General features: G+C 42.9%; 15 protein-coding genes and 1 rRNA gene. 5 read left to right on the top strand and 11 right to left on the bottom strand.

Annotated features, from left to right (window positions below):
* Nucleotides 1-44: 44 nt before the first annotated feature.
* Nucleotides 45-2,396, bottom strand: a complete 2,352-nt coding sequence (gene recG / locus I6E86_RS10865) for an ATP-dependent DNA helicase RecG (RefSeq protein WP_197177493.1) — start codon at nt 2,394-2,396, stop codon at nt 45-47.
* Between the two features lie 409 nt (nt 2,397-2,805).
* On the opposite strand from recG, the gene I6E86_RS10860 reads away from it, so the two are divergent.
* A complete protein-coding gene (locus tag I6E86_RS10860; protein WP_197177492.1) occupies nt 2,806-3,825 on the top strand; it encodes a patatin-like phospholipase family protein in 1,020 nt (339 codons plus the stop codon).
* Between the two features lie 187 nt (nt 3,826-4,012).
* On the opposite strand, the gene I6E86_RS10855 is transcribed toward I6E86_RS10860, so the two are convergent.
* Entirely contained in the window at nt 4,013-4,600 is a 588-nt protein-coding gene (locus I6E86_RS10855) for a hypothetical protein (protein ID WP_197177491.1), read from the bottom strand.
* A 495-nt stretch (nt 4,601-5,095) separates the two neighbouring features.
* Between I6E86_RS10855 and argA the strand changes: the two genes are divergently transcribed.
* A complete protein-coding gene (argA, locus tag I6E86_RS10850) occupies nt 5,096-6,418 on the top strand; it encodes an amino-acid N-acetyltransferase (protein ID WP_197177490.1) in 1,323 nt (440 codons plus the stop codon).
* Nucleotides 6,419-6,546: 128 nt separating this feature from the next.
* Here argA and I6E86_RS10845 read toward each other — a convergent pair whose 3' ends face one another.
* A complete protein-coding gene (locus tag I6E86_RS10845) occupies nt 6,547-7,278 on the bottom strand; it encodes an FKBP-type peptidyl-prolyl cis-trans isomerase (RefSeq protein WP_194365076.1) in 732 nt (243 codons plus the stop codon).
* A gap of 495 nt (nt 7,279-7,773) precedes the next feature.
* On the opposite strand from I6E86_RS10845, the gene I6E86_RS10840 reads away from it, so the two are divergent.
* On the top strand, nt 7,774-9,438 hold the full coding sequence (locus I6E86_RS10840) for a mechanosensitive ion channel (protein ID WP_197177489.1): 1,665 nt from the start codon (nt 7,774-7,776) through the stop codon (nt 9,436-9,438).
* A gap of 132 nt (nt 9,439-9,570) precedes the next feature.
* Here I6E86_RS10840 and I6E86_RS10835 read toward each other — a convergent pair whose 3' ends face one another.
* A complete protein-coding gene (locus I6E86_RS10835) occupies nt 9,571-10,995 on the bottom strand; it encodes a hypothetical protein (RefSeq protein ID WP_197177488.1) in 1,425 nt (474 codons plus the stop codon).
* Between the two features lie 286 nt (nt 10,996-11,281).
* On the opposite strand from I6E86_RS10835, the gene I6E86_RS10830 reads away from it, so the two are divergent.
* Entirely contained in the window at nt 11,282-12,064 is a 783-nt protein-coding gene (locus I6E86_RS10830; protein WP_197177487.1) for an SDR family NAD(P)-dependent oxidoreductase, read from the top strand.
* Between the two features lie 342 nt (nt 12,065-12,406).
* On the opposite strand, the gene I6E86_RS10825 is transcribed toward I6E86_RS10830, so the two are convergent.
* The 3 genes from I6E86_RS10825 to I6E86_RS10815 all read right to left on the bottom strand — a co-directional run bounded on the left by I6E86_RS10825 (nt 12,407) and on the right by I6E86_RS10815 (nt 15,920).
* Nucleotides 12,407-13,102 (bottom strand): lysophospholipid acyltransferase family protein, encoded by a 696-nt coding sequence (locus tag I6E86_RS10825; RefSeq protein ID WP_197177486.1) that lies wholly within the window; start codon nt 13,100-13,102, stop codon nt 12,407-12,409.
* Nucleotides 13,103-13,290: 188 nt separating this feature from the next.
* Nucleotides 13,291-15,177, bottom strand: coding sequence for a DNA topoisomerase IV subunit B (parE, locus tag I6E86_RS10820; RefSeq protein ID WP_197177485.1), 1,887 nt, complete (start codon nt 15,175-15,177; stop codon nt 13,291-13,293).
* Between the two features lie 110 nt (nt 15,178-15,287).
* Nucleotides 15,288-15,920 carry a YqiA/YcfP family alpha/beta fold hydrolase gene (locus I6E86_RS10815; protein ID WP_197177484.1) on the bottom strand — a complete coding sequence of 211 codons (633 nt, stop codon included), beginning with the start codon at nt 15,918-15,920 and terminating at the stop codon, nt 15,288-15,290.
* Between the two features lie 188 nt (nt 15,921-16,108).
* Between I6E86_RS10815 and I6E86_RS10810 the strand changes: the two genes are divergently transcribed.
* A complete protein-coding gene (locus tag I6E86_RS10810) occupies nt 16,109-16,369 on the top strand; it encodes a DUF1289 domain-containing protein (RefSeq protein WP_197177483.1) in 261 nt (86 codons plus the stop codon).
* 90 nt (nt 16,370-16,459) lie between these two features.
* On the opposite strand, the gene I6E86_RS10805 is transcribed toward I6E86_RS10810, so the two are convergent.
* From I6E86_RS10805 to I6E86_RS10790, 4 genes are all read right to left on the bottom strand, one after another.
* The gene (locus I6E86_RS10805; RefSeq protein WP_197177482.1) at nt 16,460-17,488 is read right to left on the bottom strand and encodes an AbiJ-NTD4 domain-containing protein; all 1,029 of its coding nucleotides are present in this window, start codon (nt 17,486-17,488) and stop codon (nt 16,460-16,462) included.
* Between the two features lie 202 nt (nt 17,489-17,690).
* Nucleotides 17,691-17,805: ribosomal RNA gene (rrf, locus tag I6E86_RS10800) — 5S ribosomal RNA — on the bottom strand.
* Between the two features lie 277 nt (nt 17,806-18,082).
* On the bottom strand, nt 18,083-18,724 hold the full coding sequence (locus I6E86_RS10795) for a glutathione S-transferase family protein (protein ID WP_197177481.1): 642 nt from the start codon (nt 18,722-18,724) through the stop codon (nt 18,083-18,085).
* Nucleotides 18,725-18,827: 103 nt separating this feature from the next.
* A complete protein-coding gene (locus tag I6E86_RS10790; RefSeq protein ID WP_197177480.1) occupies nt 18,828-19,175 on the bottom strand; it encodes a hypothetical protein in 348 nt (115 codons plus the stop codon).
* Nucleotides 19,176-19,339 lie beyond the last annotated feature (164 nt).

Raw genomic sequence — 19,339 nt, 5'->3', positions numbered from 1 at the left:
TTAATCATATTTTTGGGTACAATTGCTTTTAGGTATCACTACTTTTAGGCATTAGTATAACGGCTTGCCTCAGGCATCCAGCGGTGTATCATCTGGCTGACATCGGCTTTTCGCGCAGGATCTGCAATCAAGTGCTTAGCCAAACGTTGAGCAATGGCAAACAGTTGCTCGTCTCGGATAAGATCCGCCAAATAATAACCAACGTTACCGGTTTGACGTTTACCCAAGAGCTCTCCCGGCCCGCGTAGCTCCAAATCTTTTTGGGCAATGACAAAGCCATCGGTGCTATCACGTAAGACATTTAGGCGCTCAGTGCCAGTCTCTGACAATGGCTTTTGGTATAACAGTACACAGTAGCTTTTGGTTGATCCACGTCCGACGCGCCCGCGCAACTGATGCAGCTGCGACAGACCCAAGCGCTCTGCATTTTCGATAACCATCAATGAGGCGTTGGGTACGTCGACCCCAACCTCGATAACCGTGGTCGCAATGAGTAAATCTAAATCGCCTGCCTTGAACGCCTGCATGATGGCTTGCTTATCTGCAGACTTCATCTTGCCATGTACCAATCCAATCCGAATGTCTAGACGTTCATTGAGGTCTTCATAAGTCGCTTCAGCGGCTTGTGCATCTAGCACACTAGACGCTTCGACCAGTGAGCATACCCAATACGCTTGTCTACCTGCCTCGCAGTTAATCGCAATGCGCTCTATCACCTCATCACGGCGATTGCGATCGATGGTCACCGTTGTAATGGGCGTGCGTCCGGGCGGCAGCTCATCAATGATGGATGTATCCATATCACCATAGACACTCATCGCCAGCGTGCGCGGAATGGGGGTAGCCGTCATTATCAGCTGATGCGGGGTACTATTTGCCACGCCTTTATTGGTCAATGCCATGCGCTGCTCAACGCCAAACCGATGTTGCTCGTCGATAATCACCAAGCCCAATTTGGCAAACTGTACTGTCTCTTGAAACAATGCATGCGTACCGACGACTATTTGTACGGTATTTTCGCTCACCGCCTCTAACGCTTCACGGCGCTGTTTGGCCGTTTGTTTACCAGCGAGCCAGCCAACACCGATACCTAATGGCTCAAACCATTGTTTAAAGTTCAATAAATGCTGCTCGGCCAAAATCTCAGTCGGTGCCATCACTGCCACTTGCCAGCCACTATCCAGCGCATAGCCCGCAGCACCTGCAGCAACCAAAGTTTTACCAGCGCCCACATCCCCTTGTACCAGTCGTAACATGGGAATAGAAGTCGCCATATCAGCAATGATATCACGCATCACTCTCTTTTGAGCACCTGTCAAATCAAATGGTAATGCCGCCAGTAGCTGATCGGTCAGCGGACTTTGGGTCGTACATTTAGGCGCTTTATACTGATGTAGTTGCTGACGTCGATATAGCAGACTCAGCTGATGTGCCGTCAACTCTTCTATAATCAAACGCTGGCAGGCAGCGTGAGTACGCGCGCTTAACTGGGTCAACAATTTATGTTGCTGACCTGCGTTGGTATAAGTAGGCGGCGTATGCAGCAGTACCAAGGCTTCAAATATCGACAAGCTGTAGACATTACTATGGGCGGTACTGGGCACACCATGACGAGTATCATTACTTGCGTTATAAGTAGAAGGACTTGGTTTATACACGCCATTACTTATCTGATGATCAGGTATGCTACGCGCCAGTGTCGAAAAGATATCTTCTGAATGATCAGTCTCTGCTATTACAGATTTGGCAGGCTCAAAAGGCACCAATGGCAGATCATTTACCACCGCAAAGTCTTGCGCCGTAAACAGCGTCATCGGTAGCCCCTGACTACGAACCGTCTGTAAGACTAGTTTAATCAAAGTCCGTAGCTTATTCTGATGTAAACCTTTGACACTTGGATAGATGGGCTGTAGCCCAGTATCAGTCGTGACTACAGTATCAGTGATGATTTGATATTCAGGATGATGCATCTGTTTGCCATAACGACTGACTTTTACTTCACCGAACAGCTGTAAGTGCGTACCCAAATTCATAGTCTGGGCCAATCCGCGATAGACCTTAAAAAACCGCAAGGATATCGTCCCCGTATCATCATCGATCGTCACAGTCATGCCGCTGCGCTTGATATCGACGTGGACGACCCGACCAGTAATCAAAGCCGACTGCCCATGCTCCGCCTCGGCGATAGAGACCAGACGGCTGCGATCCTCATAATCACGGGGCAAATGTAGCAACAAATCAAATATCCGTTTGATATTCAATTGCGCCAATTGCTCTGCGACTTTTGCACCCACACCTGCCAACGCGGTCACTGGCATATCTAATGCCGACGGTGGCAAATCAGGACGCAAATGCACAGCTGAACTGGTTGAAGAAGGGGGCAATGGTACTGGCATCAATGATCCTAACAAAATTATTTAATTGGTATGGGGTCTGTCCACTATAAAATAGCGACAACATTGACCTCATTTGCAGCATGATTGAAAAATCCACACTCGATTGGCTCGACTCTCTTTTATATTGACTCAGCCATACATCCTGTCGATTGTTTTGGTAATATTGCGCATAGACAATATCGCACATAATGGCGATCAGCATCAACGAGTACTTTACTCTAAAATACTGACGCACTTTATTATAGCGGACAATATAGTGGCTTATACTACGCTGTTTAATAAGCCTTTTATCAACAAATCTTAATCAACGATACAGCTGTAAAAATCCTAAAGACAAACCGCGCACATCTATCGTACCAGTAACCACTATCCTATTTTTTACATTATGACCATTTTATAAGGTGCTTTTATGTTCGCTGCTGCTGTGTATCGACTACCCCTTCGTCGCTCAAGATTACTGCGTATCAGTCTGCTGAGCGTGCTCGGATTTTACATCAATGCTTGTAGCACATTAACCCCTACCACTGGCGCATCGACATCAGATTCAGATACTCAAATCGAACCGCTGCGGGTGGCATTGGTATTGGGCGGGGGCGGTGCTAAAGGATTTGCGCATGTTGGCGTGATTAAGGCATTAGAGGCGAATGGCATCAAACCAACCTTAGTAGTTGGCACCAGTGTCGGCAGCTTAATTGGCAGCTTATACGCCAGTGGTTATACGCCCGCAGAGCTAGAGCGATTGGCAATGACGACCACAGATAGCCAGCTAACCGACTTTACCTTATCCAACCAAGGGTTTATTGAGGGCATCAAACTCAAAAACTTTATCAATAACAAAGTTGGCAAACAAGCGATAGAAGACTTCCCAATTACATTTGCTGCTGTCGCCGCAGAAAAACACAGCCTAAAAAAATATGTCTTTACCACGGGTGATGCAGGACTGGCTGTGCAAGCATCCTGCAGTGTGCCCAATATTTTTATTGCACCGCGCATTCCGGAAAAGGTCGGGAAAAAGTATGTCGATGGCGGTGTCGTTAGCTTAGTGCCTGTCGATAGTGCACGCGATTTGGGGGCTGATATTGTCATTGCGGTTGATGTGACTGCCGCTCAAAGTCGTACCAATGGCACTAGTAGTAACCTTAGCCCCATCAATAAACTCTCGACTATAAGCGCTTTGAGTGACTTTTGGGGGTTGTTAGAAACCAATATCATGGCGACCACCGCGAGTGGCAGTCGCTCATCATCCATGCGCCTTGAACGCGATCGCGCTGATATCATCATTACCCCTGATGTCGGTCATATTAGCGCGATAGATAGCAGTCAGCGTAGCACCCTCATAAAGGCTGGCACGCAAGCCACCACACCACAAATCAATGCCATCAAACAGCTCATTGAAGAAAAATCTAAGCAAAAATACGCCACGCTTTAGGCACATGCCGCGAGAAGCACCTCAACAATGCAATGCATTAGATGCAAATATTAGATAGCCATAATGACAGCCACAAAAAAGCACCACAGTCATAAACCGGGGTGCTCCTTATCGTGTAGCAAATCGTGCAGCAAGTCATGAATAAATTACTATTCCATCAAGCTCACAGCATCAATATTCAACTGTGTTATTTGACGCGCGCGCGATATTTGACAGCAACGGTATCATTCAAACCAACGCCTTCGAGATCCCAACGTACAGCTTTGTAATACTTAAGCGCGACATCTTGTAATTGATTGTCAACTTTGGTGCGCAGTGGCATGCGAGTGAAGTTATTGCCATCGACACTGCCATACGGGAATTCAGGCGAAACGGTATTGAGTAGCTCAACCTGATCTGGGATACTCATGGTGACCGTCATCTTACGTACTCGGTCTGCATTGGTATTGGTAAAGTAGCCTTGATACTCTAATACATTGCCTGACTGCAAGCGAGTATTGGTATTAACAGGGACCAAAATCTCTTGACCATTTGCATCGACACTGACCAACGATGCTGTGATTTTACTGTTCACGGCTTGTGCGCTTGAGGCATTACTGTTGGTAGTGTTTGCTTGAACTGCCATTGAACTATCAACTGCTTGCTCTGGCGTTGGTAGCATTGCTGACGCTTGCGTGACAACCATCGCACCGATGAGCGTACCGGCGACAACGTGAAATAAGCGATGGCCGCTCCAAGCACTAAACGGGCTAGCAAATTGGTTACTTTTTTTCATAATTTTCATAATCCCTGGTTGGTATATCGGTAAAGCGCAGATGATAAAGCTTGATTTGTTGTAATGGCTGGTTTGATAATAAAAAGATACGGCTGTATAGGTAAAACATAGTTATTCGAGCATAGCCATTTTATATCGTGTTAATTGCATGGCTTTAAATCTTTATAACAGACAATACATAAGCAACCTAATAGCCTATCGCGACTTGCTGTTTATTGGCATATTCAATCAGCTCGTTGGGTCAGCTTGATTGTTGTTATTGATTATCTTCGTTCAATGTCTGTAAAGCAATAGCGTTTAGCATAGCAAAAAGCATTTGTACGTACATTAACCCCGTGTTGAGGTTCTGTATATCATTAATTGACGTGATAAAACGCCAAACACAGCTGAAATAAAAGATAGCTCATAACCGCGTTTTTTGCTATGGTAAATCTTTAGCGTTAGGCATTTTTTTGCTGCGCCCTTTTTCTTATTCTAACGACTACTGCTCCCATTATGACTACTAGCTCCATGCCCCAGATTAACCCTGAATATGTCCATTGGTTCCGTAACTCTGCCCCATACATTAACACGCATCGAGGCAAAACTTTCGTGATCATGTTTGGCGGTGAAGCGGTCAATCATCCCAATTTCAGTACGCTGATTCATGATTTTGCCTTGCTACACAGTTTGGGTATCAAGCTGGTACTGGTGCATGGTGCCCGACCGCAAATCGAAAAAAACCTAAAAGACGCGGGCATTGACTCTCCGCTGCATCAAGACATTCGTATCACGCCACGAGCCGCGATGCCTTCTATACTACAAGCCGTAGGTGCCATTCGTCTGCAGATTGAAGCACAGCTGTCGATGGGGCTTGCCAACTCACCGATGTATGGTTCACGTATCGATGCCATCTCAGGTAACTTTGTCACGGCTCGTCCTTATGGTATTCGTGAGGGTATTGATTATCAGATGACGGGTGAAGTTCGCTCTATCGATGTTGAAGCCATCAAAAACAACTTGATTCATGATCATATCGTGGTATTAGGCTCTATGGGCTATTCGGCGACTGGCGAAGTGTTCAATTTATTGGCGGAAGATGTTGCGCTAAATGCCGCTGTCGCCTTGGGTGCTGATAAGCTGATATTCTTAGGTGAAGAGGCTGGCATCAATGATGATGATCGTCTGTTACGTGAGATGATTCCAAACGAAGTTGATCGCTTCTTACGTGACCGCGACTTGAATTGTGAGATTAACTATTTCCTAAACTGTGCAAGTTTGGCTTGCCGTCAAGGTGTCCATCGCACGCATATCATCTCATACGCCAAAAACGGTGCGTTGTTAGAAGAGCTATTCACGCGTGATGGCTCTGGTACACTCATCAGTCATGACCCTTACGAAGAGATTCGCCGTGCCAATATCGATGATGTGGTTGGGCTTATTGAGCTACTATCGCCTCTAGAGGAGCAAGGCATATTAGTCAGTCGTTCACGCGAACGCTTGGAGCAAGAGATTGACAATTACAGTGTCATCGAACGCGACGGTATGATTCTGGGCTGTGCTGCACTACATACCCTAGATTCAGAGTCAGCAGAAGTCGCCTGTGTTGCCGTACGTCCTGAGTATCGTAGTGGCAGTCGCGGCGCTGATTTATTAGCGTTCTTAGAGCAACAAGCACGCAGTCATGGACTCTATAAATTGTTTGTATTGACCACGCGCACCGCACATTGGTTTGTTGAGCAAGGCTTCGCTGAAGTTGACGCTAGCGCCCTGCCTGAGTCACGTCAAGAGCAGTATCATAATGGTCGCAACTCTAAAGTCTTCCAAAAAAACCTGTAGCAAATATGCAGTGACTGATACTCATATTATTCTAAATTATTAAAATATTTAGTCATAAAAAAGCCCTCTGATATCAGAGGGCTTTTTTATTTTTATCAGTATCCTCATTAATGGATACCAATCATGTCTTATTTTACTTTTAACAGCTCAACAGTAAAGATAAGCGTGCTGTTTGGCTCGATACCGGCATTACCCGCTTCGCCATAAGCGATGTCTGATGGGATATAGAACTCATATTTTCCGCCCTCTTTCATCAACTGTAGACCTTCCGTCCAGCCAGCGATGACTTGGTTTAATGGGAACTCGATTGGCTCACCGCGCTCATAAGAGCTGTCAAATACTGTACCGTCGATCAATTTACCTTCGTAGTTCACTTCCACCACGTCAGTCGCTTTTGGAGATTTACCAGTACCTGCTGTGACGACCTTGTACTGTAGACCAGAAGCAGTCGTTTTCACGCCTTCTTTTTTAGCATTTTCTGCTAAGAACGCGGTACCAGCTGCTTTATTCTCTGTGGTTTTCTTTTCCATGTCTTTTACAAACTGCTCTTCTTGCTCTTTTTGATACGCCGTCAATACTTCTTGCATCTGCTCTTGGGTCAAAGCTGAATCCTTGCCTTCGTAACCATCACGGAAGCCTTTTTCAAAAGTGTTCAAGTCAAGGTCCTTGACAGCTTCTTTATTGCCTTCTGCCATCATAAACCCTAAGCTATAACCTACTTTTTCACTTGCTGGGCTCTGTTCAGTGATAGAAACGCTTTGAGCCGCCGCTTCTTGACTGCCGTTATTGGTGCTACAGCCTGTCATTAACAACATAGCACTCGCAAGAGCGCTAACGCTTAAAGTAGTGATTTTTTTCATAAAGTACTCTCTAATTGTAAGAATAGTGGCGAGATGTCACATTCTTCTATAATAACAAATCTTAGTTTTGGTAACTACGTTTTAGCTGAAATTATCAGGCGAATGTACAGTCTATGTTAATATTACCTGTCATAATAACAAGTTATCACACAAATATAGTGGCAGGTTAAGCTTTCTATCTTTAAATATACTGTGACATCAGCTAAGCTGTATCAGTTAGGGCGTTAAATAATCAACCATTGTCTCTTATTGGTGTCATATAGGGAATAGACACCTTATGTAAGGCACAGATAAGTATCACCGCGAATCTATATTCAAAAAATAGAAAGTATACTGATGCTTTGGATGACAAACGCTATTTAAAAATATAATATCTCTATGTAACATACCTTAAGAATACTATTTATAATAATCATCTATATATTTGTTTTGTCTAATTTTATCTGTACTTATGGTATTTTTAGCGACTTTTGTATGATGTTCAAGGAGGATAAGATGAACCCAATGTATACGTCTTTTAACGGTTATCTTGGTGGACCTATCGGTTCTATCATTGGCGCTATTTTGATATTTATCATTGGTTGGCTGGTAGCACTCGGTATTGCAGCACTTGTACGCGGTGTCCTATCTAAAGTCAATCTGAATCAACGCATGAACTCTTCCACTGGTAAAAATTACGATCTTGAGGGTATTATCTCTAAGATCGTTTTTTGGTTTATCTTCATCATTGCTATTTCAGGGGCGCTTAGCCAATTAAATTTAAACTCTATCTCAGCACCATTTGCAAATATGATTAATCAAGTATTGGCGTTCATCCCTAACCTTATCGGTGCTATCGCACTTGGTGTGATTGGTTGGGTCGTGGCTACTGTTGTGCGTACTGCCATTAATGCTGCCCTAGCCAAAACCTCTATGGACGAGCGTTTAAGTGCGCAAGCTGGCGTAAAACCTATGAGCAGCACGATCGCTGATATGGTTTATTGGTTCATCTTATTGGTTGTTTTGACCATGGTACTTGGTCAGCTAGAGCTTGATGGTTTGTTTGCGCCATTGACCAATATGGTCGACAAAATCTTTAGCTTTATTCCAAACATCTTGATCGCTGCCGTCGTATTCGTCGTCGGTTATATCATTGCCAAAGTGGTTCGCGGCATCGTGACCAATCTTGTTTCTACTTTCAATGTTCAAGAGCTTGCGTCAAAAGCAGGTTTGAGTGAAAAAAACAGCTTACCTAACATTGCAGGTTCACTCGCATTTTTAGTGGTTATTATTCCAACCATCATTGCTGCGCTGAACGCACTAAAAGTTGAAGTTATTGCTCGTCCTGCGACCAATATGCTGAACAAAATCATGGAAGCATTACCAAATATCTTTATGGCAGTGGCTATCTTGGTAGTGACTTTTTATGTGGTACGTATGGTTGCCAACATCATCAAAGGTCTGATCGAAAACACCCAAATTAATCAGTTACCAGCCAAAGTTGGCCTGCAAGACACGATGGGCAGCCAAAAAGTATCTGATTTGGTCGGTCATGCGATCATCTTCTTTGCGATGTTGTTTGCCGCTATTGCAGCCGCTGACTTATTAGGTTTCGAGCCTATCTCAGCGATTATCACCATGTTTATTGCCTTTGGTGCTAACATCATCTTAGGTGCGATTATCCTGTTCATAGGCTTCTGGCTTGCCAACATCATCGCTGGTGTGGTTGAGCGCTCTGAGCAAGGTTCACAGTTCCTAGCAAACATCGTACGCGTATTGATCATGGGATTAGTATTAGCCATGGGTCTAAAAGCCATGGGCATTGCAGACTCTATTGTTAACCTAGCGTTTGGCTTAACTTTAGGCGCGGTCGCTGTTGCCTTTGCTCTATCATTTGGTCTTGGTGGTCAAGAAGCAGCTGCTCGCTTCCTACGTAAAATGCAAGACAAGATGGATCATGAGCGTACTGAAGCAAAAGCGAAATCTGCGCTACAGCCAAGCTCATCAACTCAAGAAAAAGTAGCCGATTCAGTTCGTGAAAACACGCCTGCTGCGACTAGCTCGCCTACTACTGAATTGCGTACAGATATCATCGATACCCCTCGTGTCGATACTAATGACATCTATAATAGTGATGACATATTGCCTGGTCGCGGTCTGAATGACGATATCAATAAATAAGTCTTAGCATTCTCTGATTCTTATCAATAAAAAAGACAGCTTAGGCTGTCTTTTTTTGTATGCGTAGGTAACAGTAATACCCTTCTTCAGTCATCAATACCACACCATATCGACTTAAAATCTACTCGACTATCAATTATCTTTTTTAGCAGGTATAGACAGATTCAGGCGCACTTGAGGCAGTTTCTCGGTTTGGCGCTGGGCATCGATATTTTGATTAGATGACTGGTCTGGCGTTTGAGCGCTTGTCTGTTTTAACTGCTGAAGTTTCTTTGTCAGCTGTCGCTCTCTTTGCGTCATGGTGTCTACCGACTGAATCCACAGGTCAATATCCATAAAGGATTCAGCCCCCTCAGTGACGAAATCTATGCCAAGTACAACGACATGATGCAGCTCAATAATTGGTAGCCGAGTTGCCACATCCTGTGCGATCTTCGCCAGATTTGGCTGAATGGCGCCTTTACTATGCTTAGCAGCTGAGTCTTGACCATAGAATATCAGCACATAATGCCGACCCAAGCTTTCATAAGAGTGCTGATGTACCACATAGCCTGTGTTTCGCAGCGCCTCGTTTTGTTTGGGGTATCGATACAGCGTACGAACCAGTTCATGACGCGAAAACAAGGATTCGTCTAGTAACTGCTGCTGCCAGCGAGAAAGTGGTATGTCTAGCTGATCTTCATTACTGGCTTTTTGCTTTTCACCATAACTCTCTATCATTTGCATACTTAACTGAGACCATAGCGTTGCTGCCTGCTCCATATGCCGATGATACATCTGCGCTGTTTTACTTTGATTTTTATAAGCAAGTGCCATGGCAATCAGTGCGGAATTAGGTTCATCCTGCGCATCATTTTTGATCAATGCATTGTCTACTTCGATAGCAGAGGTAAACAGATCAGGGCTTTGCAGAAACTGCGCGACTAGCGCATCTTCTGACTCAAAACTTGGCATATGGTTGATAGCCGATTGCTTTAGCTGCTCTAAATGGTAGGCTAAAAAACGCCATAACTCACAGGGAGTTTTTACTGCTGCCGCGATAGAGTGCCAATCTTGCCAGCTAAATACTTGTAGCTGCTGCATGCTCTCATTGATGTCTACAACTAGGTCCTCTAGGAAGTAACGAGCACCGAAGTAATGGTTCAGTCGCTGCGGGACATTGGGTGTTTTGACCTCATTATTATCGTGAGCAACATTGTCGCCTCCTACGAGCTGAACATCAAAAACCAAAGCATCATAGCCTGTTGAATGATTATCTTTGTTCTGAGACACCGACGCTTTATACCACGCAAGTGCTGACTTTACCGCAATCATACGGACAGCATTGATGTCAGCTGACGCCGTATCAAATGGCAAATATAGTGTCAGCTCCAACAACTGTAACGTACCAAGTGGTAACTCATATTGATATTGACGAGCGATATACTGAGCATTGTATTCATACTCGAGTGTCTGCATACCCGCCAAGGTCACTGCTATGACATTTGATTGTAAGTAACAGCTAAGCTCAGTAGTAAGATAGCCCCAGTCGGGCGTTGTAGTAATCGAATGGGACACAAGTTCCAACCTCTTATTGTCGTAGGGTATATATCGCAAATGACAGCTCATGATAGTATCAAGATGATTATCGAGCTTTACAAATACGTTAGTGATGCAAAATTATGCTACATAAGCACTATCAGAGACAGTCGCTTTCAAAGCGATCACTTGTTATGATGATATCAAATCGGTATTGCCTGTGCGCCAATTTATAAGTTAATAGGTGCACGTGACTGCATGTCTCGAACTATCCGTATTTATCACACTTTTCAAAATCATTATATGATAACAAGGATTGAATATTATGAAGCGTTTTAAAGAAAAAACAGTCATTGTAACGGGTGCAGGCTCTGGTATTGGCCGCGCCACTGCCATTCGATTTGCAGAGGAAGGTGCTAGTGTGGTTTTGGTCGGCCGCACTGCTGAGACACTAGAGGAGACAGCAAAAGAGTTTCCACAAGATCGTACTTGGATTCACACGGATAACTACTTCATTATCACTTGTGATATCAGCGTACAGAGCCAAGTCCAGGAGATGATGAAGCGCGTCATAGAAAAATTTGAGCACATTGATATTTTGGTCAATAATGCCGGTAAAGCAATGCAAGGTAAAATTACCGATCTTTCTGCTGAAGATTGGCAGTCAGCGCTTGACGTCAATTTAAGTGGTACTTTTTATGTCTGCCAAGCCGCCATGCCACACCTAATCGCTACACGAGGCAATATCGTCAACGTCTCATCACTTTCAGGGATGGGCGGTGATTGGAACATGGCTGCCTATAATGCGGCCAAAGCAGGTGTGACCAACCTAACGCGTACATTGGCATTAGATCATGGCGCTGATGGTGTGCGCGTCAATGCCGTGAACCCAAGTGTCACAAAAACCAATATGACCACTACCATTCAAGATGATAATGCTAAGACGGATAAGTTTTTAAGCCGTTGTCCACTTGGACGACTAGCGACACCAGAAGATATTGCTGCCGCTATTACCTTCTTAGCAAGCGATGACGCGTCTATGATTACTGGTGTGAATTTGCCTGTCGATGGTGGAGTCAGCGCCTCTAATGGACAACCACAGTTTTAGTATTTTCTGATTTTTAAGGCGACAGATAATAGGGCGTATCCTCATTTTAAAAATGGTGATAAAAATGAGATAAATTGCCGTCAAACAAGGAAAATAGCGCAGATAATATCGAGATATTAGTTAACTATTTGACGCCGTTTGGCAAGATTTAGCCATTTTTAACCCATTTAGATGACTATCGATTGAATTGGGGACACGCCCTAAAGCCTACAGTTTAGAAAAGCCCCTAATAATTTAATATTAGGGGCTTTTTTATTGCCACAACCAAACTATATAAATTTAGTGCTACTGTCTTGATTGGCAGCACTTGCTAACCTTATTACCAATAACTCTGTCATCAATTTATTCAGCGGCATTATTAATGTCTTGTAGCGGCTGCGACAAGCGCTCAGGATAGCGTGGTATCACACCGCGATATTGAGCATAGATTTTTGGTAAGTCTGCCTCGATATCACCGCTTGAGTAGACCAGTGGCATAAAGCGAATTTCTTTAGTGTTATAATCCATCGCAACTGGCAAAATAGGCACGCCAGCACCGACTGCTAAATAGTAAAAGCCCGTCTTCCAGCTTTCGGTATATTGCCGTGTACCTTCTGGTGCTAATCCTAAAAATAAAGGCTGACCCGTTTTGAATTTATCAATACTGGCCTGCAATACCGAGCCTTTATCAGTGCGATTGATAGGGATAACTCCCATCCAATACAACAGCTGCGACAATACCGGTAATTTAAACAACGTATGCTTTGCCATGATACTAATTTTTAAATCCAGCGCAAATAAGCTCGGAATCGCATAAACGCCATCGATATTGGAGGTATGTGGCAGCGCCAACACCACAGCTTGTGAGATATTAGGAATCTCACCAACCGTACGCCATCCTGCTGTTTTTAATATCCATGAGCCAATAATAGGCGAGAATTTGTTGCCACGTCTAGGGACATTGTCGCCCAGCTGTTTTCTGCTGAGATTTGGCAGCACTTTTGAGCGAGCAGCTTTAGACACATCAGACTTAGAACGATTAAAAAGCTTTGGAATCATGACAATACAATATAATGAAAGGTACTAACATAATACCATTAAGCCTGTGTGGCTAGGCTGAATTTTGCGTGCTTTTATTATGGTTTCAATCACTTAACTATAAATATAAGTAATGATAGTTGTCGCTACCCATTCATATATGTTCCTTAAAAAGTATCGCTCAAGCAATACTATTGATGGAATAGTATTTATGAAATATCAGCCAAATCACCTTTGCTCTCAAGCCACGACTTTCGATCGGCCGCACGTTTTTTGGCCAATAACATATCCATCACGCTATTGGTCAGTACCATATCATCCATATCTAGCTGCACCAAGCGACGCGTATCACGGTTCATGGTGGTCTCGCGTAATTGCTCTGCGCTCATCTCACCCAAGCCTTTAAATCGGGTGATTTGCGCTTTCTTATTGCCCGGTACATTGGCCAAAATATGCGCAAGCTCTGGCTCATCAAGCGCATAATGTACCTCTTTACCGACATCCACTCGGTACAATGGCGGCATCGCAACAAATAAATGACCGGCATCGACCAATGCAGGAAAATGCTTCACAAACAAAGCACAAATCAATGTCGCAATGTGCAAACCATCAGAATCCGCATCGGCCAAGATACAGACTTTATCATAGCGTAGCTCAGACAAATCATCAGAAGCAGGATCGACACCGATAGCGATAGCGATATCATGAATCTCTTGGCTTGACAGTACCGTATCTGATGACACTTCCCATGTATTGAGAATCTTACCGCGTAGAGGGAGTATCGCCTGATAATGACGATCACGTGCTTGCTTGGCACTACCGCCAGCAGAATCACCCTCTACTAAGAAAAGCTCTGCACCATCACGTAAATCCCCACGACAGTCTGCCAACTTACCCGGCAGTGCTGGCCCTTGCGTGATCTTTTTACGTGCGACCTTCTTAGCTGATTTTAGACGACGTCCTGCTTTATTAATCGCTAGCTCTGCGATTTGAGTGCCCATATCAGCATGTTGATTTAGCCACAGACTAAAGGCATCTTTTGCCAAAGTCTGGACTGCTCCAGCTGCTTCACGGCTAGACAGACGCTCCTTTGTTTGCCCAGAGAACTGCGGTTCAGAAAACTTGAGTGACAGGATATAATTCACCCCATCCCACACGTCTTCTGCTGTCAGCTTCACACTACGCGGTAGTAAATTATGAATATCACAAAACTCACGCAATGCTTCTAAGATACCCGTTCGCAGACCATTGACGTGCGTACCGCCCTGAGCGGTTGGAATTAGATTCACGTAACTTTCTTGAATGGGTGTACCGCCATCAGGTAACCAAGACAGTGCAAACGTAATGCCCGCTCGCTCGCCGCTTTTTGCCTCATAGTTATAATAAAATGGCGCTTCAGGCAAGGTCTCCAGACCATCTAGCTGCTCGCTTAGATACTCAACCACACCATCAGTGAACTGCCAAACTACCTTTTCATCATTAATCTCATCGGTAAATTCGATCGTCAATCCTGCGGCTAACACGGCTTTCGCTTTTAAGGTGTGCTTGAGTTGTTTGACATTGAATTTAGGCGTATCAAAAAAGCTACCGTCTGCCCAAAAATGCACTTTAGTACCGCGTTTGCGTTTATTTGAACTGACCGTTTCAGTTAATGGCGTGACTGGCGCCCCATTTTCAAACGCCATATCAAACTGTGTACTATCGCGCCATACGGTTACGTTAACGCGTGTTGATAACGCATTGACGACAGAGATGCCCACACCATGCAGACCGCCCGACACCTCGTAATTAGAGGTCGAGAACTTACCACCTGCATGCAAACGGGTCAGGATAATCTCAATGCCTGATTGATTGAATTCAGGATGAATATCTGTTGGCATGCCGCGACCGTCATCTTCGACAGACAACGACCCATCTGCATATAACTGTACTTTGATGGTTTTGGCATACCCGGCCAATGCTTCATCGACTGAATTATCGATAACTTCTTGCGCCAAATGGTTTGGGCGCGTGGTATCGGTATACATGCCAGGGCGACGACGTACTGGCTCAAGCCCTTCTAAAACTTCTAACGACTGCGCATTATATTGACTCACAAATGCATCCTTAACTATTCATGTGCGTTTAATTCTATTAAACCATTATAACGAAAAATAGCGACGGTAACGTCAATACTCAGTCGCTCACGTCATATAATGTCGTCTATTTAATGCTGTAGCAAACGTTGTAGCGTATCAATGACGATAGGCAGCTGCACATCGAAATCACTAAACCTATGATCGCCACCTTCCTGCAAAGTCACCCGTGCATCAAGCCCTCTATAAAAATCTCTTGATAAGTACGGATTCAAAAGCTCATCACCCTCTTTGATAAAGACCGCCATTTTATCAGGGTAATTAATTGATCCTAAAGGATGCGCTGCAAACCATTGCAAATCTGCATGAGTAATATGCCAACCACCCACTGTTGTATACAGAATTTCATTGTCCAATGTTTTACTTTCCGCACTAGCTGTTGAAGACGATTCACTAGTAAAGCGTTGCAACGTGATATGTGGCTGCGTACTGGGATTTAGCAGTAAAGCCGCACAGCCTGTATGATTACTCACTAAGGTAGAAAAGTAGCCACCTAACGAGCTACCTATCAATACCGTTTCAGCATCTCTACTTAATTGAGTTACTAGTTTAACCAGCTGCTCAAAAACTTGCTCCGGAGCGCTATTTAGATCAGGGCGATATACGCTGATATCAGGATGATACTGCTGACAATATTTTTCTAACAGTACTCCTTTAGTAGAGTTGGCATCACTGTCTAGTCCATGAATATAAATAATGTTCACGTATCATCTCACTTATTAATTTTGTTATGATTATCTTATAAAGGCGATCAAAGCTAAGCATAGCAGCCGTTGCACAAAAATAATAATAATAAAGTGGCACACTATTAGTCAGAATTTGCGACATAATAATATTGTCATCGTAATTTTATGCAGGTCAAGGAAATGACAGCAGTCATTATGGAGGAGCCATGAACCAACAGTTTGAGCTGTTAGAGATTGCCAACCCATGCATTGGTATTTGTCAAAGCAATAAAAAAGGCTATTGCTTTGGTTGCCTGAGAAGTCGACCTGAGCGTCAATTATGGCATGACATGACGACCGAACAGCGCCGTGAGGTACTACGGCTGATCGCAGGACGTAAGCTGCGGATAGAGCAGATGAGACAACGTAAAGATGAGCAGTTGGGGTTTGATTTTGAAGAAGACGTTGAGATGGGTGAGTTGTTTTAAATTTTACAAAATAAGTTTTTAGAGCTAAAACATTAATATAGTGCAGCCTATAAGGCTAATAAGAAACTTAGTATTTAGTATTTAGTATTATTATAATCTTCTAACCAGTGTTCTAATCCACGACATTGCTGATTCAATAGCCCAATCTGTTTGCTCAATAGTGAGCTCCGGCATTGGATCACTACCAGGCCCATGGCCTAAAGTATTTCTTACTTTACGGAAATAATCTTTAAGAATATCAGCTTCCCAAGTATCTATATATCTTCCATTATTTTTACGTACAAGATTATCTATATAGTTTGAAGCTCCTCTTTCATTTCCTAAAGTCAAACCTTTCTGATCCGATACGATTTTGATCGCACTTTCTAATGCTTTAGCAGCAAATAGTGCAGGATCTTTATCATTTGAATCTCTACGATCTAGAGCTTCTTTTATATCTATATCAACGTTCCTCCAAAGAGGATCTGATACAACATCCCAGAATGGTTTAGCTATATTTTTTTCAATTACGGCATCAGTAGATATCTGAATAAAACCGTTATGCAATGTTAGCGGTGCTTTTGCACGGCGAAACCTTTCGTTAACTTCCTCAACTTGATGTGCATATTCATGATTTAAAGTTTGATTCAATGCTTGTAGTCGGGTGGCTATACTATCTGCTCCAAACTTAGAATTTTCATCTCGAATTTTTGCTTTAATTAAAGATCTAGATAGACCTGCGTTTATAGTTTCCAATTCTTCATATCTTAAACGCATTAAGAGTTCTATAAAGCTGACTCTTTCCTTAATAAACCTATCTGGGTCGTTCGATCCAAAAGTATATTCAGATTTGACAAACTTCTCACTAGCGTAATCCCAACCAAAAAAACCACTCACAGGTAAAGATTTACCTAAGTAATTTTGGCTTGTATATGAATAATATCTGCTGAAAAGTTCATCTAAGCCTAGCTCTCTAGATAGCCTATCATGAATATCTTTCCATTTATTCTCATTTTCCTTATATGGAATTACCTCTCTTGCAACACCAAACAGCTGATTAAGGAGGCCTTTTTCAACTTCAGAAAACGTCTGCCAAATAGGAACTTTTGAGTACCTATAAGCGAAAATATCCGTGAGCATTTATTTATTACTCCAAGTTTCAGGGCAGATAGCTAAATTAATTCGCGATTCACTATTGTAAACAATTTAACACTAATATGATGACGCAATAAAACAAGTATAACAACACATCACCCATAAGATAAAAATTAAATCTGCTAAAATTCCAGATAAAGAAAATCCCCCGTCTAGATAGCTAGTCGAGGGATAACCTAGAATAGAGAGCTGACGATGACCTACTCTCACATGGGCGAACCCACACTACCATTAGCGCAACAATGTTTCACTTGTGAGTTCGGGAAGGGATCAGGTGGGACCATCCCGCTATTGTCGTCAGCAAAGGGGTTAGATATGAGTCTGTTGTTTTTATTGTTTGACGATAAATATTTAGTTTATGGTCGATCAACTTATAACCTAACTGAATCAAGGTTAAAGGTGATATCGAAACATTCTTTATATATTGAATCTTAAAATATCATTCTCTGCTGTAGAAATTTTTGTCTCAATTGATACATAGAAGCAAGAAGACCTGAGAAAGTCATATACAAAGCTAAAGAATCTATATTCGTATTTAACTCCTAAAGAATAAAGACTCATTCAAACAACTTATCATGACTATATTTTGAATGGCATCAGATCAATCTCTTCAAAATCACATACTGCTTTTATAGTGGAGTCTTGGCTTAATCGATTTAGATACACTGCCAAGTTGGTATAGTCCATCGGTGACTTCTCTAATAGCAATGACCACTCCGCCAACATAAAGAAGAAATAGTCACATGCCGATAGTTTTTCACCAAGCAAGAAGTCATTAGAACCAAGCTGATTATCTATAATAGACAATGCCTCTCCAATACGATCATCTTGAGCAGAAATAATATTGGGTATATTGCTCTCGTCGTTAGTATGGCGATGTGGATAATAACGAACCATCAATTCCGCTTGTAATGTGTTATTTAAGAATGCGAGCCACTGAAAAAACAATGGTCGTTTAGGGTGACCAATTGCTGGTATTAACTCATACTCTGGATATGATTCACAAATATGAATACAAATGGCAGGGCTTTCAAAGATTGGCTGCTCGTCATCAACCAGCGTTGGAATACGCCCAGCAGGATTTAGCGTCAGATAGTCAGCTGATTTGTGAGTGTTACCTTCTCTTTCAACCAATACTAACTCATAATCCGCTTTCACATGATGAAGTAAAAAATGTGGTGCTAAACTGGCATTGTTTGGATAATAGTAAAGTTTAAACAAGATAGACTCCATTCTAGAGTTAACTAATATCTGAGGTTAGCTCATGTCATTAGCCATTTTTTATCCTATTAGTTGATGATGATCATAACAATATTTTGATGGTCTAACCTTCCATCTGCCACTTATCATCTACCCAAACTGCATCACTGTCGTCCAAATGAACATGCCATTCTGCATCAGTGACTGCCAATCGAACTTCGGTCAAACACTTTAGCCAATGATTAATGCTATACATCAAAACCTCTACATCCATGCTAGATGGCATTTTTGTAGCGCCTGCTAATATGACCTCTGACTCACTATCATCATAGGCATAAAGATCAAAAGACTCTGCCTCTTCTGTATACTCAAAGTTGTCATTGTACTTATCAACGATAAGCGCAATATCTTCTTGCTCCCGCTCAGTTAAAAGCGTCGTACGCTCAGCTGTATAATAAAGTGAAACGCCCATAATATGCTCCAAAATGTGAGGATAATGGAAAATAATATCACACTGGCACTTTTTTAAGCGCAAAGAAAACCCCCCGACAAGCTAATGTCGGGGGATATTTCAGAATAGAGAGCTGACGATGACCTACTCTCACATGGACGAATCCACACTACCATTGGCGCAAC

The organism is Psychrobacter sp. SWN149 (assembly GCF_015864565.1).
In the GTDB taxonomy this organism is placed as follows: Bacteria; Pseudomonadota; Gammaproteobacteria; order Pseudomonadales; family Moraxellaceae; genus Psychrobacter.
The sequence above is the reverse complement of the archived record's forward strand: the minus strand, read 5'-3'. Positions and strand labels throughout refer to the sequence as shown.

Coding starts and splice junctions, on each gene's coding strand:
- recG (WP_197177493.1), bottom strand. CDS start 2,396: ATGCCAGTACCATTGCCCCCTTCTTCAACCAGTTCAGCTGTGCATTTG.
- I6E86_RS10860 (WP_197177492.1), top strand. CDS start 2,806: ATGTTCGCTGCTGCTGTGTATCGACTACCCCTTCGTCGCTCAAGATTA.
- I6E86_RS10855 (WP_197177491.1), bottom strand. CDS start 4,600: ATGAAAAAAAGTAACCAATTTGCTAGCCCGTTTAGTGCTTGGAGCGGC.
- argA (WP_197177490.1), top strand. CDS start 5,096: ATGACTACTAGCTCCATGCCCCAGATTAACCCTGAATATGTCCATTGG.
- I6E86_RS10845 (WP_194365076.1), bottom strand. CDS start 7,278: ATGAAAAAAATCACTACTTTAAGCGTTAGCGCTCTTGCGAGTGCTATG.
- I6E86_RS10840 (WP_197177489.1), top strand. CDS start 7,774: ATGAACCCAATGTATACGTCTTTTAACGGTTATCTTGGTGGACCTATC.
- I6E86_RS10830 (WP_197177487.1), top strand. CDS start 11,282: ATGAAGCGTTTTAAAGAAAAAACAGTCATTGTAACGGGTGCAGGCTCT.
- I6E86_RS10825 (WP_197177486.1), bottom strand. CDS start 13,102: ATGATTCCAAAGCTTTTTAATCGTTCTAAGTCTGATGTGTCTAAAGCT.
- I6E86_RS10810 (WP_197177483.1), top strand. CDS start 16,109: ATGAACCAACAGTTTGAGCTGTTAGAGATTGCCAACCCATGCATTGGT.
- I6E86_RS10805 (WP_197177482.1), bottom strand. CDS start 17,488: ATGCTCACGGATATTTTCGCTTATAGGTACTCAAAAGTTCCTATTTGG.
- I6E86_RS10790 (WP_197177480.1), bottom strand. CDS start 19,175: ATGGGCGTTTCACTTTATTATACAGCTGAGCGTACGACGCTTTTAACT.